The organism is Streptomyces sp. R35 (genome assembly GCF_041053035.1).
GTDB classification, from domain to species: domain Bacteria; phylum Actinomycetota; class Actinomycetes; order Streptomycetales; family Streptomycetaceae; genus Streptomyces; species Streptomyces lutosisoli.
In genome coordinates this window covers 6,955,388-6,968,811 of record NZ_CP163440.1, presented here as the reverse complement: position 1 = coordinate 6,968,811, position 13,424 = coordinate 6,955,388, and the positions used below count along the sequence as shown (strand labels likewise).

The following is a 13,424-nucleotide window of genomic DNA, read 5'->3' as shown; positions in this document are numbered from 1 at the left end:
CCAGCTGGCCGGAGCCCCACTTCGCCGAGCACTGCACCGGGCGGCTCTCCCTCCCGCCGCCGAAGAGGTGACTCTCGCTCCCGTCGCCCAGGAACGCCCGCCCCGGGAGCCCCCGACCGCTCTCGCCGACACTCCCCCTCTAGGGTGCGGGAATGATCTCGCAGACCTATCTCTCCGAACTGTTCTCGCTGGACGGACGAGTCGCCGTGGTGACCGGTGGCAGTTCCGGCATCGGACGCGCCATCGCCGGGGCCCTGGCGCGTGCGGGGGCGAGTGTCGTGGTCGTGGCGCGCAAGGAGGCGGAACTGGCGGCTACGGTCGGCGAGTTGGCGGCGGACGGCTGTCGGGCGGGCTGGGTGAGCGCCGATCTGAGCACGCGGGACGGCGTGCGTGCGGCGGCCGAGGAGGCAGCCGGGGCATTCGGGGAGCCCGACATCCTCGTCAACTCCGCCGGTATCAACTTGCGTCCGCCGATGGGCGAGTTGGGCGACGAGGTGTGGGACACCACCATGGCGGTGAACCTGGAGGCGCCTTACCTGCTGGGCCAGCGGTTCGGGCCCGGTATGGCCGAACGGGGCTTCGGGCGGATCATCCACATCACCTCCCAGCAGGCGCATCGGGCGTTCGTCCAGAGCGGCGCCTACGGTGTCTCCAAGGGGGCGTTGGAGTCGCTGGCCCGTTCGCAGGCCGAGGCCTGGTCGCCGTACGGCGTCACGTGCAACACGCTGGTGCCGGGGTTCGTGATGACGCCGCTCAACGCGCGGCTGTCGTCCGATCCGGAGAAGGTGGCGGCGCTGGCCGCGCGCACGATGGTCGGGCGCAATGGTCTGGCCGAGGATTTCGAGGGCGCGGCGGTGTTCCTGGCGAGCCGCGCCTCCGCCTACGTCACCGGACAGTCGATCTTCGTCGACGGCGGCCTCTCCGTTCACTGAGCCCGCCGTCGGAGGGTTCCTTGCCTTCTGGGCCACCTCGGACGTCACCGTCTGCGCCGCCGGCCTGGTGGCCCGCACCCCGAATTACGGGCCCTGGAAACACCGAAGGCGCCGACCGGTCGTACGACCGGTCGGCGCCCGTCCACGCCAGAAGTACTGGCTGGATCGTTGCGGTGGTACTAGATCGTGGCGGTGTCGATCACGAAGCGGTAGCGGACGTCGCTCGCCAGCACCCGCTCGTACGCGTCGTTGATCTCGGACGCGCCGATCAGCTCGATCTCGGCGCCCAAGCCGTGCGCGGCGCAGAAGTCGAGCATCTCCTGGGTCTCCTGGATGCCGCCGATGCCGGAGCCCGCGAGGGTCTTGCGGCCGCCGATCACCGAGAAGAGGTTGAGGGAGACGGGCTCCTCGGGCGCGCCCACGTTCACGAACGCGCCGTCGGTCCTGAGCAGGGACAGGTAGGCGTCCAGGTCGAGCGGGGCGGACACGGTCGACAGGATCAGGTCGAAGGTGCCGCGCAGTTCCTTGAAGGTCGCCGGGTCGCTGGTGGCGTAGTAGTGGTCGGCGCCCAGCTTCAGGCCGTCCTCCTGCTTGCGCAGGGACTGGGAGAGGACGGTCACCTCGGCGCCCAGCGCGTGCGCGATCTTGACGCCCATGTGGCCGAGACCGCCCATGCCGAGGACGGCGACCTTCTTGCCGGGGCCGGCGTTCCAGTGCTTGAGCGGGGAGTACGTGGTGATGCCGGCGCAGAGCAGCGGCGCGGCCACGTCGAGGGAGAGGCCGTCGGGGATGCGGACGGTGAAGTTCTCGTCGACGACGATCTTCTCGGAGTAGCCGCCGTAGGTGGGCTCGCCGTCCTTGCCGACGGCGTTGTACGTCCCCACATTGCCGCCGGTGCAGTACTGCTCCAGGCCCGCCTTGCAGTTCTCGCACTCGCGGCAGGAGTCGACCATGCAGCCGACGCCCACGCGGTCGCCGACCTGGAACCTGGTGACGCCGGGGCCGACCTCGGAGACGATGCCGGCGATCTCGTGGCCCGGCACCATCGGGAAGATGGCCTCGCCCCAGCCCTCGCGGGCCTGGTGGATGTCGGAGTGGCAGATACCGGCGAACTTGATGTCGATCAGGACGTCGAACTCGCCGACCTCGCGACGCTCGATGGTGGTGCGCTCCAGCGGAGCCTTGGCGGCGGGAGCGGCGTACGCAGCAACAGTGGTCATGCCGGGGGTTCTCCTCAGGAGTGGTCTGTGCTGTGCCCGGCTGCCTTCGGTCGCTTCGGTCGGGCACAGCGTTCAGCCTGCCCCATGTCACAGGATTCACCCAGGCCACGGCTCTGCGTACGTCCGCTGGTCCTACTACTGACGGGGGCAGGCTTCTCTGCGTACGACCGTGAATACTGGTCGTATGGATGAACTGCCCTCCCAGGGCCCCGCGGGCGAGCCCGGGCTGCCGCTGGACCGGCGTGCCGAGCTCAGCGAGTTCCTGCGCACCCGCCGGGCCCGGCTGAAGCCGGAGGACGTGGGGCTGCCGGACTTCGGGCGGCACCGCCGGGTGCCCGGGCTGCGCCGCGAGGAGCTGGCGCAGCTGGCCGGGGTGTCCGTCGCGTACTACACGCGCCTTGAGCAGGGGAACGGGCGGAACGTGTCGGCGGAGGTGCTGGACGCGATCGCCCGCGCGCTGCGGCTCTCCGACGCCGAGCACGCGCATCTCACCCACCTCGCGAAGCCCAAGCAGCACAAGAAGAAGCAGACGTCTCGGCCGCAGCACGTACGGGGTGCCTTGCGGCAGCTGCTGGACACGTTGGACGGCGTCCCCGCATACATCACGGGGCAGCGGTCGGACATCCTCGTGTGGAACCGGATGGCCGCGGCCGTGTTCGGGGACTGGTCGGAGCTGGCTCCGCAGGAGCGGAACTGGGCGCGGATGGTGTTTCTCAAGCCCGAGTACCGCGATCTGTTTGTGGACTGGGAGCAGAAGGCGATCGACATCGTGTGTGCGTTGCGGATGGACGCGGGGTGCCATCCGGACGATCCTCGGCTGTCCGCGCTGGTGGGGGAGCTGTCCGTGAAGAGTGAGGACTTTCGGCGGTTGTGGGCGACGCATGACGTGAAGGAGAAGAGCCATGGGGTGAAGCGGTTGCGGCATCCTCTGGTGGGTGACCTTGCGCTCCAGTTCGAGTCGTTCCGGCTGACCGACGACAGCGAGCTGGCCCTGATCACGTATCACGCCGAGCCGGGCTCCGCCTCGGCGGACGCCCTCCGGCTGCTCGCCAGCTGGGGCACGGATGCGACCCGCGCCGGCGCGACGTCCCCTCAGTAGGGTTTCTTCGCCCCCGCCGCCCCTACCCGTCCCATCCTTCTGGGGCTCCGCCCCAGACCCCGTGGGCCGGTTCTTTGGCTGCGGGTGGGTGGGGGCTGGTCCACAAGATTGCGCAGTTCCCCGCGCCCCTTTTAGGGGCGCGGGGAACTGCGCAGTCTTTTAGGGGGGTCTGGGGGCGCAGCCCCCAGGGATGGGACGGGTAGGGGCGGCGGGGGCGAAAACAGCGAACGTACCCCTCACGGCTGGTACGGCGGTGCTGCCCCCCACGTCCACCTCGGTACCGGCTGCTCCCCCGGAGCCACCGCGTTCGGGCCGGAGAAGTAGACAGCCAGCCGCGTGCCCCACTCCGCGTACGCGACGAACGCGGAGCGGAACTCGGCGTCGGTGGGGAGGCCGGCGTCGTCGGCTGCGTCTTGGAGCAGGTTCACCCAGCGGCGGCGCTGGGCCTCGGTGATGCCCTTGCCCATGTGCTTGACGACCATGTGGCCGTGACCCCCCTGCGACTCGGAGTACGCGGCGGGGCCACCGAAGACCTCGCCGAGCCAGAGCGCGACATGGGCGGCATGTTCGGGGGCCAGGTCGGCGAAGAGGGGCGCGAGGAGGTCGTCCTTGAGGACCTTGTCGTAGAACGCCTCTGTGAGGCGGGTGAAGGCCTCGGCGCCGCCCGCCCAGGCGTAGAGGGTGGGGACGGACGCGCCCGTGCCACGCACCGCCGTCGGCTTGTAGTGGCGCATCTCCTCGATGCTGCCGATGTAGGGGCGGATCTCGGCGAGGAAGTCGGGGAAGAGCGGCGACTTCCGGAAGCCCTCCAGATGGTCCTCGGTCGAGGTCCACGTGATCCGCAGGGTGAAGTGCTCGAAGTCCTCCTCGCAGCGCGCGAGTTCGTAGTCGACGCACTGCGGGGCCGCGGCGAGCTGGGCGGCGGCCCGGGTGTAGGCGGCCAGGAACTCCGCCGACTGCTGCTCGGGAATCCGGTACCGGATGTATTCGACAGTCGAAACGGTCATGGCCCCAACCAAACACGGACGGCCCGCCGGAAGCTTTCCTTCCGGCGGGCCGTTCGCTATGGGCTCACTCCCTGTACTGGCTCACTTCCCGTAGTACGCGTTGTAGATCGAGATCGTCGACTTGTTCCCCTTCTTGTCGGCGATCTTGGCGTGGAACGAGATGCCCTTGCCCTTCGCCGGGTTCTTGAAGGTGATCTTGCCGTTCTTGACGTCGAGCTTGGTCCACGTCTGGCCGTAGTCGTACGACACGTACACGGCCAGGGACTTGAGGTTGGTGCCCGCGGCCGCGCCCTGGACGGTCACCGGGATGGTGACCTTCTGGTCGGCGGGGCCACGGCTGTCCAGGCCGAGGGACGCGCCGAAGCGGGCCGTGGAGATGGGCAGCTTCGCGTCGTCGACCTTCTTGGAGTGGAACGTCCAGCTCGCGTCGATCCGTGTGGAGGCCGCGGCCACCTTTACGGAACGCTTGATGGACGTGGTCAGCTTGTAGGCCGCGTCCGCGTCCGGCACCTTGAACTGGCCGCTGCCGTCCAGCGCGTCATCGTTCTCGGCGATCTTGGTGCCGTTGCGGTACAGAGTCGTCTTCACCGAGGTGTAGACGGACGAACCGGCGTGCGACTGGCCGTCGGCGAATATCGGGAGATACCCGCTGATGTACTTGCCGTTGCGGTAGACGCCGTAGAGGCTGCTGATCTTCGGGCCGAAGACACCGGTGTTGAACGTCTTCGTGTAGCTGTCGCCCGCCTTGAAGGTCTGCGGCTCGCCCAGGGTGTAGAAGGCCTCGGTGATCGGGAAGCCGTCGGCGTCCTTGCCGGCGTACTGCTCGAAGTCGAAGCTCCACTGGACCTTGTCACCGGTGGACACATGCAGCGTGCGGGTACCCGGCAGCTTCTGCTCGACGGCGAGCCCGAAGGAGAAGTCGTCGGGCAGGTAGCCGTACGCGCTCACGGCGCCCGTCTTGCCGGAGGCCGCGGCCCCCATGTTGGTCTTGACCGTGGCCAGTTCGCTCGCCTTGTAGTGCTTGACGTGCGCGCCCTGCAGCTTGGTGACCTTGCCGCCGGTGAACACGTCGTACTCGGCGTCGTCGCCCTTGGCCCACATACCCGACCAGCTCTGGGAGAGGCCGGAGGTGACCGCGGGGCCGACGTGCGCCACCCGCAGGGCCGCGAAGGAGTCCAGGCCGAGGCCCATACCGACGCCGGCGGGGTCGTACATGTACGAGACCATCGCCGACAGCGGCTTCGCCCCGGCGTCCGGCACCGTGATGTCGGCGGACTTGGCGGTGCGCTGGTCGATGGTCACCGTCTGGTTCTTGGTGACGGTCAGCTTGGGCTGGACGAGCCAGTCCACTCCGCCGTCGACCGAGGTGAGGTCCTTGACCAGCTGGGAGTTGAGGATGTAGGTGCCCTTGGGCACGCGGATGGTCTCGGTGCTCGCGGTGCCCTGCGAGAAGTAGTCCCGTCCGTTGCCGAGCCCCGCGTAGGCGTAGAGGTCGGTGAGGTGGATGGGCTGCTCACCGTCGCGCACGAGGTACTTCAGCTTGACGTCGTACGACTCCACCTCACGCTGTACCGCGGCAGCGGTCCGTACCGACTGGCCGCCGCCCGTGGCCGTCACGTACGCCGAGTACGCGCCGTCCGTGGTGCCGCCCAGCTTGGTGTTGACGGTGACGTCGACCGAGGCCTTGCCGCCTGCCGGGACCTTGACCGTCTTCGCGCCGAGCGTGAAGAAGCCCGAAGGAGCCGCCTGGCCCTTGGGGTTGGTGGCGGTCGCCGAGAGGGTCAGCGTGACGTCGGTCTTGCCGAGGTTGCGGTAGGTGAGCTGCTTGGTCGCCGGCTTGTCGTCGGTGTGCGGCCACTGCTGGATGCCGAAGCTCACCGAGTTCGGGTCGGCGATCACGGACTGCTTGATCGCCTTGTCGACGGCGATCCGGCCGGAACCCTGCTGGAACGGCGTGTACTTGCCGCCCTTGGCGGAGCCGGTCAGCGCGCCCTTGAGCTCGGCGAACGTCCAGTCCGGGTGCTCCTGCTTGAGGATCGCCGCCGCGCCCGCGACATGCGGGGTCGCCATCGACGTACCGGAGATCGTGAGATAGCCCGGGGGCTTCTCGCCGACTTCCTTGTCGATGAGGCTGCCCGGGGCCGCGGCCGCCGTGATGTCCACGCCGGGTGCGGTCACATCGGGCTTGATGGCGCCGTCGAGGCCGGGGCCGCGGCTGGAGAAGGAGGCCAGCTTGTCGTTGTCGTCGACCGCGCCGACGGTGAGCGCGTCGGCCGCGCTGCCCGGGGAGCCGATCGTCTGCTCGCCGAAGTCGCCGTCGTTGCCGGCGGCGATCGCGAAGAGGATGCCCTTCTCCTCGGAGAGCTTGTTGACCTCGGCTTCCAGCGGGTCGATCTCCGGGGTGTCACCGCCGCCCAGGCTGAGGTTGACGACGTCGGCGCCCTGGTCGGCGGCCCACTCCATGCCCGCGAGGATGGAGGAGTCGTCTCCGTAGCCGTCGTCGCTGAGGACCTTGCCGCTCAGGATCTTCGCGCCGGGCGCGACTCCCTTGTACTTGCCGCCCGACTTCGCACCCGTGCCCGCCGCGATCGAGGCGACGTGCGTGCCGTGGCCGAACTTGTCGGTCGCGTCGGCGGAGGTGGAGAAGTTCTTGGCGGCGATCACCTGGTTCTTGAGGTCCGGGTGGGTCGCGTCGACGCCGGTGTCGAGGACGGCGATCTTGACGCCCTTGCCGTCGTAACCGGCCGCCCACGCCTTGGGAGCACCGATCTGCGGCACCGACTTGTCGAGGCTCGCCTTGCGGACGCCGTCCAGCCAGACGTGCGCGATGCCGGAGGCCGTACTGCCGCCGTTGGTGACCGCCGACCAGAGCTCCGCCGCGTCCTGCTTCGGCGTGAGCACCGCGTCCGCGTTCAGCGACTTCAGGGTCCGGCGGAGTGTGCCCGCCTCGCGGACGTCGGCCTTGGCGGCCGTCGCGGCTCCCTTGTAACCGACGATCAGCTTCAGGCCCTGCTTCTGGGCCTTGCGGGTCGCCGCCTTGTTCAGCTCGGTGACGTCGAACAGCCGCTGGTCGAGCTTGCCGGTGGCTATCAGGCGCTGGGCGTCGGCCGGCACCACGAGGGTGTGGCCGTCCGCCTTGCGGACCATCACGGGTATGTGGGCGCGGCCCTTGGCGCGCTCGATGCCGACGACGCGGCCCTTCGCGTCGACGGCCACCCGGTCACCGGTGATCAGCGTGATGTGGTGCCGGGCCGTGAGCCCCGCCGCCTTGGCCGCGGAAGCGCTGCTCGCGTGCTCTGCCTTCGCGGACGCCGGGCTGGTCATTCCCGCCGCCAGTGCCACGGCAGCCGCCGTGGCGATGGTCGCCGCGCACGCTCTTTTCACTTGTTTGCGCAAGTCTCCCCCTGGAGATGAGGTCCGGGCGAATTCCCCATTCGTCCGGCCAGGGGACGTCCCGTACGCATGCGCGCACACCCCCCGGAATACGCAAGTATGCCCGGGGGGTGATCGACCGCTCAATAGAGAGGTGGCAGTGAAGAGTTGACGGAGTTGTTCCGCTACGCTCCCGCGCTCCCCCTTTTATGCTCCTTTATGCGCCCGCGTTCTCCTTGACGGTGATCTTGCCCTTGCGGATCGTCGCAAGCCTCGGGGCCTTCTTCGCGATCGCGGAATCGTGCGTGACCATGATGAAAGTGAGCCCGTGCTCCTTCCACATGGCTTCCAGTACGTCCATGATCTCGTCGCGCATGGATTCGTCGAGGTTGCCGGTCGGCTCGTCGGCGAGCAGCACCTTCGGCTGCTTGACCAGGGCGCGGGCGATGGCGACGCGCTGCTGCTGGCCGCCGGAGAGCTCGGCGGGCAGATGCCCGAGCCGCTCGGCCAGGCCCACCGACTCCAGTGCGGCGGCGGCCCGTTCGCGCCGTTCCTTCGCCTTCACCTTGAGGGGTACGAGGGCGGTCTCCACGTTCTCCTGCGCGGTGAGCGTGGGAATCAGGTTGAAGCTCTGAAAGACGAAACCGATGTTCTCACTGCGCACTTTGGTGAGCTTGGCCTCGGAAAGCTTCGCCATGTCCGTGCCGTCGAGTTCGACACTGCCCGCGGTGGGACGGTCGAGCCCGCCGAGCATCTGGAGAAGGGTCGATTTTCCGCCACCGGTGGGGCCCTGGATGACGAGCCGGTCGCCGTCCCCGATGGTCAGATCGATACCGGCGAGCGCATCGACCGTATCCTTGCCCCGCGTATAGCGCTTGGTGACGCCTCTGAGTTCGTACATCGTGCAACTCCTGTTTTGCGGAAGGGGGCTGGGCTTATTCGACGCGGCGCAGGGCGTCCGCGGGCCGCAGCCGGGAGGCACGCCAGCCGCCGAAGGCACCGGCGATCAGACCGCCCGCGACGGCGAGGGCGACCGCGACGGCGATGGTGTTGAGGCTGACGGGCGCGGTGAGCGCGACGTCGAGGGCCTTGGACGCGGTCTGCCGTGCGGGACCGCCGAAGCCGCCCCCGCCGGGACCGCCGGCCGCGCCACCGCCCGAACTCCCCACCTGGGCCGACAGGGTGGGGCTGATCTCGGTGACGATGTAGGCGCCCGCGAGGCCGAGCCCGATACCGAGCGCGCCGCCGACCAGACCGTTGACGATGGCCTCACCGACGACCTGGCGGGTCACCCGGCCCGACTTCCAGCCGAGCGCCTTGAGGGTGCCGAACTCGCGCACGCGGCGGGAGACGGCCGAGGAGGTGAGCAGACCGGCCACCAGGAACGCGGCCACGAGCACCGCGATGGAGAGCCACTTGCCCACGTTCGAGGCGAGGCTGGAGGCGGTCGACAGGGATCCGGAGACGGTGTCCGCGAGGTCCGCGGAGGTCGTCACGGTCGTACCCGAGATGTTCTTCTGGATGGTGCTCTTGACGCTGCTGATCTGCTGCGAGTCGGACGCCTTGACGTAGATCGTGGTGACCTTGTTCTTGGAGTCACTGATCGTCTGGGCCTGCTTGAGCGGGATGTAGAGGTTGGCCGCCGCGTCACCGCTGTCCGGCGTCGCGATGCCGATGACCTTGTACTTGACGCTCTTGATGGTGACGGTGCTGCCGAGCTTGAGCTTCTTCTCCTTGGCGTACGACTTGTCGGCGACGACGACCTTGGCGTTGGTCTCCGACGTCTTGAACGTACGACCGCTGGTGATCTTCGACGAGGTCAGCGGGCCGAGGGCCGGCTTGGTGACATCGGTGCCGTAGACCGAGTAGTTGTTGACGTCGAAGTTGGCGCCGCCGCCCTTGACGGTGCCCTCGGGCGAGGGCTGGACGCCGCCCTGGCGGCCCTGCTGGTCGCCGCTGCCGCTGTTCTGGTTCTGCTGGAACTGGCCCCGCGTGAACGAGCCGTTGACCTTGATGACCTGGAGGCTCAGCCCGCCGACGGAGTCCGCGACGCCCTTCTGGGTGTTGACCTTGGTGACGGTCGAGGAGGCCAGGGTCTGGAAGCCCTGGACCATGACGCGGTCGCTGCTCTGCTCCGAGTCGTCGCCGTTGTCCTGCGCGTCGAAGTTGAAGCGCGGGCGGTCGCTGCTGCTCGCGGCGGGCGCCGCGGCCTTGGTGACGGTCATGTCGGTACCCAGCCCGTACAGCGACTGAAGCACCTTGCCCTGGGCTTTCTCCATGCCCGAGGACACGGAACTGACCACGATGACCAGGGCGATGCCCAGGGCGAGCCCGGAGGCGACGACGAGGGCCGCCTTTCTGCGGCGGCGCAGTTCGCGCCTCAGGTAGGTGAAGAACATGGGCCGCAAGCTAGGTACGGCGCGTGATGATGGGATAAGGCCGAAATAAGAGAACGATGAGAAGGCTGTGGTTTACCAGTTGATTGAACTGTGCGCAGCCTCGGGTTGCTGTGCTCCGCATAGCAACCCGCACAAACGCGACGGCGGCGGCCCCCCGTGAAGGGGACCGCCGCCGTCGGAAGCGAGGCTGATGCGGAGGTGAAGCGGGGCTGATGCGAAATCAGACCGCCGAACCGGCCTTCCAGGCCGCCCAGTCCAGGTTCCAGCCGTTGAGGCCGTTGTCCGGGGCGATGGTCTTGTCGCCGGTGTTCTTGACGACCACGACGTCACCGATCAGCGAGTGGTTGTAGAACCACGCGGCAGGCGTGCTCGCGTCGTTGGCGCCCTTGGTGTCGGACAGGCCGACACAGCCGTGGCTGGTGTTCACCGCGCCGAAGATGGACTTGGCGCCCCAGTAGTTGCCGTGCACGAAGGTGCCGGAGTTCGACAGACGCATGGCGTGGGGTACGTCCTTGATGTCGTACTCGCCCTTGCCGTCGTCGTCGGTGAAGCCGACCGTCGCGCCGTTCATCCGGGTCTCCTTGAACTTCTCGGAGATCACCATCTGGCCCTCGTACGTCGTGTTCTCGGGCGAACCGGCGGAGATCGGGATGGTCTTGATGGTCTTGCCGTCCTGGGTGACCTTCATCGTCTTGGTCTTGGCGTCGACGATGGAGACCTGGTTGCGGCCGATCTTGAAAGTGACCGTCTTCTGCTGCACGCCGTAGACCCCGCTCGCGCCCTCGACGCCGTCGAGGTTGAGCTTGAGGGTGACGGTGGAGCCGCCGGTCCAGTAGTCGTCGGGGCGGAAGTCCAGGCGGTTGGCGCTGAACCAGTGGCCGACGACCTCCTGGCCGCTGGTCGAGGAGACGGTGATCCCCTTCTGCACGGCGGCCTTGTTCGTGATCGCCTTGTTGAAGTTGATCGAGACCGGCATGCCGACGCCGACGGTGGAGCCGTCCTCCGGCGTGAAGTTGCCTATGAAGCTGTTGGCCGGGGAGACCGTGGTGAACGACGCGTTCTCGTGGGCGGCGCGGCCCTCGGAGTCCTTGGCCTCGGCCGTGACCTTGTACGTGGTGGCGCGCTCGAGCTGGCCGGAGGGCTTCCAGCTCTTCTTGTCGGCGGATATCTGGCCGGCGACGGCGGTGCCGGACGCGGTCTGCATGGTGACGGACGTGAGCGTGCCCTTGCTCACGGTGACCGCCGCGGCGTTGTTGATGGAGGCGTTGTCGGAGCCGTCCTTGGGCGTGATCTTGATCAGGGCCTCGGAGGTCTTCTTGGCCGCGGCCTCGTCGACCTTGGCCTGCGACGTGCTGTCGCCGGCATCCGAGCCACTGGCCTTGTCGTCGCCTCCGCTGCACGCAGAGAGCACCAGCACCCCGCCGAGCAGTGCGGACGCGGCCATCAGGCCCTTGCGCCGCTTACTGTCCGTCATCACACGCTTCTCCATCGTCGCCGAATCCCCAAAAGACACGAGAGCCCCGTAAGAACAATCAACGCTACGACCGTTTCGTCCCGTTCCACATCCCTTGGATGTGTGGGGCACACCACGTCCAGGCAGGTGGACCGAGCGGTGCGGAGGTGGTCAGTGCGTCTCCTGAGACGACGAAACCCCGGACGGCGGTTGCCACCCGGGGTCACGATTTCCCCAAGCCGCGTCAGCCGAGTACGTCTTCCTCGTCGTCCTCGTCAGCATCATCCTCGTCGAGGTCCCAATCCGGCGAATCGGGGTCGTAGTCAATGGGCTCGCTGCTCCAGGAGGCCTGCGCGAGCTCGATCCCCGGCACCTCGCTGACCAGGTCGAACGGATCGATGAGATAGGCGAGGGCCTCGGCAGTGTCTTCCGTCACTGCGTTCTCGGCGTGCGTCCGTTCGTCGCCGGGCATGGCCGTGTCGTCGGCGATCCGGCGCAGCGCGGCCTTGGTGACGGCGTCGGCGTCGTCGACTTCCAGCACCAGTTCGACCCGAAGCCGTACAAACTGTGATGTCTCAGGAGTACTCATGGGACGGAGCGTACGACCCACAGGTTGCGCGACTTTCCCACGACCCGCGCCTTTCATTAGCATCGCCCCACACGGCCAATTCGCCAGCGCCACAAGGGGATCGATATTTCGTGTCCGCCGCACGTCGATCGTTGTTGACCGCCACCGCAGCAGGGACCCTCCTGGGGGCCCTGTGGTTCGTCCCGAGCGCCAACGCGACCCAGGACAAACCCACCCCGAGCGTCTCGGCGTCGACGTCCGCGACTACCGCGAACACCTCGACTTCCGCGACGACGACCACCAACGCGGTACAGGCGTCAACGGAGTCGAGCACGGAGTCGGGTGGCGACGACACTCAGCTCGCTGACACCGGAAGCGTCGACACGACGCCGTACGTCGTCGGCGGCACCCTCTTCCTCGGCGTGGGCGCCGGGTTCGTGACCTATTCGGTGCGCCGGGAGCGCACGATGGCCTACTGAGGTCGGTACGTCCGACCCGGCATACCCAGAATCCACGGGGAACCCATGCGTGACCTGACCGAGCTGACCGACGTCGAGGAACCTGCCTGGCCGCTGCTGTCCGAGGCACTCGCCTCCAGCGGGGTGTCCATGGAGGTACTGCCCGGCGACCCGGCCGAGGGCCGCTCGACCCTGCTCCAGCTGCAGATCACCGCGCGCTCCTGGCTGGGCGGCATGGTGCTCAACTGCGGTGGTGTGGTGCTGGACAGCGGGTGGCTGCGGATCTACGGCAGCCCGGGCGCCGGTGTGCCGACGGGGCTGCCGAGCGGGGCCACGGGCCTGCCGAGCCTCGCCGAGGTCAACGGGTTCCCCGAGCGGTTCGATCCGGCCTGGCGGCCCTTCAACGGGCTTGTGGTCGGCCATGACGTGCTCGGCGGGGTCTTCGTGCTGAACGGGCCCGACCCCGAGGCGGCGGGCCGTCCCGGACGTCCTGGCGAGATGGTGTACTTCGCGCCGGACTCGCTGCGGTGGGATGCCCTTGAGGTGGGCCATGGGGCCTGGCTCAACTGGCTTCTCACCGAGGGTACGGAGGCGTTCTACGACACCCTGCGGTGGCCCGGGTGGCGGGCCGAGTCCGGTGCGCTGACGGGGACGCAGGGGTTGTCGGTCGTGCCGTTCCTGTGGTCGGCGGAGGCTCGGCGGGACCTTCACTCGACGAGCCGGCGGGCGGTGCCGCTTGCGGAACTCCTGAGTCTGCACCGGGATTTCGCGTTGAAGCTCGACTCGGTGGATCCGGGGTTTTTCGGCCACCTGTGACGGGGCGGGGCCCTGCCGGGTTGTTGGCCGGGTGCGGGTCCGTCGTGGCTGGTCGCGCCCACGCGGCGGAGCCGCACATGTCACAGCCCCGCGCCCCTTT

At 68.3% G+C, this 13,424-nt stretch carries 11 protein-coding genes; 4 read left to right on the top strand and 7 right to left on the bottom strand.

What is annotated here, in order from left to right:
- The first annotated feature begins 152 nt into the window (after positions 1-152).
- A complete protein-coding gene (locus AB5J50_RS31730) occupies positions 153-932 on the top strand; it encodes an SDR family NAD(P)-dependent oxidoreductase (RefSeq protein ID WP_369261570.1) in 780 nt (259 codons plus the stop codon).
- Between the two features lie 179 nt (positions 933-1,111).
- On the opposite strand, the gene AB5J50_RS31725 is transcribed toward AB5J50_RS31730, so the two are convergent.
- Positions 1,112-2,152, bottom strand: coding sequence for an NAD(P)-dependent alcohol dehydrogenase (locus AB5J50_RS31725; RefSeq protein ID WP_369261569.1), 1,041 nt, complete (start codon positions 2,150-2,152; stop codon positions 1,112-1,114).
- Positions 2,153-2,336: 184 nt separating this feature from the next.
- Between AB5J50_RS31725 and AB5J50_RS31720 the strand changes: the two genes are divergently transcribed.
- A complete protein-coding gene (locus tag AB5J50_RS31720) occupies positions 2,337-3,251 on the top strand; it encodes a helix-turn-helix domain-containing protein (RefSeq protein ID WP_369261567.1) in 915 nt (304 codons plus the stop codon).
- A 236-nt stretch (positions 3,252-3,487) separates the two neighbouring features.
- On the opposite strand, the gene AB5J50_RS31715 is transcribed toward AB5J50_RS31720, so the two are convergent.
- The 6 genes from AB5J50_RS31715 to AB5J50_RS31690 form a co-directional block, all read right to left on the bottom strand.
- A complete protein-coding gene (locus AB5J50_RS31715) occupies positions 3,488-4,258 on the bottom strand; it encodes a group II truncated hemoglobin (protein WP_369261565.1) in 771 nt (256 codons plus the stop codon).
- 81 nt (positions 4,259-4,339) lie between these two features.
- Entirely contained in the window at positions 4,340-7,642 is a 3,303-nt protein-coding gene (locus AB5J50_RS31710) for a S8 family serine peptidase (protein WP_369261563.1), read from the bottom strand.
- Between the two features lie 205 nt (positions 7,643-7,847).
- The gene (locus tag AB5J50_RS31705; protein WP_327431243.1) at positions 7,848-8,531 is read right to left on the bottom strand and encodes an ABC transporter ATP-binding protein; all 684 of its coding nucleotides are present in this window, start codon (positions 8,529-8,531) and stop codon (positions 7,848-7,850) included.
- 34 nt (positions 8,532-8,565) lie between these two features.
- Positions 8,566-10,029 (bottom strand): ABC transporter permease, encoded by a 1,464-nt coding sequence (locus AB5J50_RS31700; RefSeq protein WP_369261561.1) that lies wholly within the window; start codon positions 10,027-10,029, stop codon positions 8,566-8,568.
- A gap of 220 nt (positions 10,030-10,249) precedes the next feature.
- Positions 10,250-11,518, bottom strand: a complete 1,269-nt coding sequence (locus AB5J50_RS31695; RefSeq protein WP_369261559.1) for an Ig-like domain-containing protein — start codon at positions 11,516-11,518, stop codon at positions 10,250-10,252.
- 208 nt (positions 11,519-11,726) lie between these two features.
- Positions 11,727-12,071 (bottom strand): hypothetical protein, encoded by a 345-nt coding sequence (locus tag AB5J50_RS31690; protein WP_327431240.1) that lies wholly within the window; start codon positions 12,069-12,071, stop codon positions 11,727-11,729.
- Between the two features lie 110 nt (positions 12,072-12,181).
- Here AB5J50_RS31690 and AB5J50_RS31685 point away from each other — a divergent pair, with 110 nt between their 5' ends.
- Positions 12,182-12,529, top strand: a complete 348-nt coding sequence (locus AB5J50_RS31685; RefSeq protein ID WP_369261558.1) for a hypothetical protein — start codon at positions 12,182-12,184, stop codon at positions 12,527-12,529.
- Positions 12,530-12,574: 45 nt separating this feature from the next.
- Positions 12,575-13,324 (top strand): DUF2625 family protein, encoded by a 750-nt coding sequence (locus AB5J50_RS31680; protein WP_369261556.1) that lies wholly within the window; start codon positions 12,575-12,577, stop codon positions 13,322-13,324.
- The last annotated feature ends 100 nt before the right edge of the window (positions 13,325-13,424 follow it).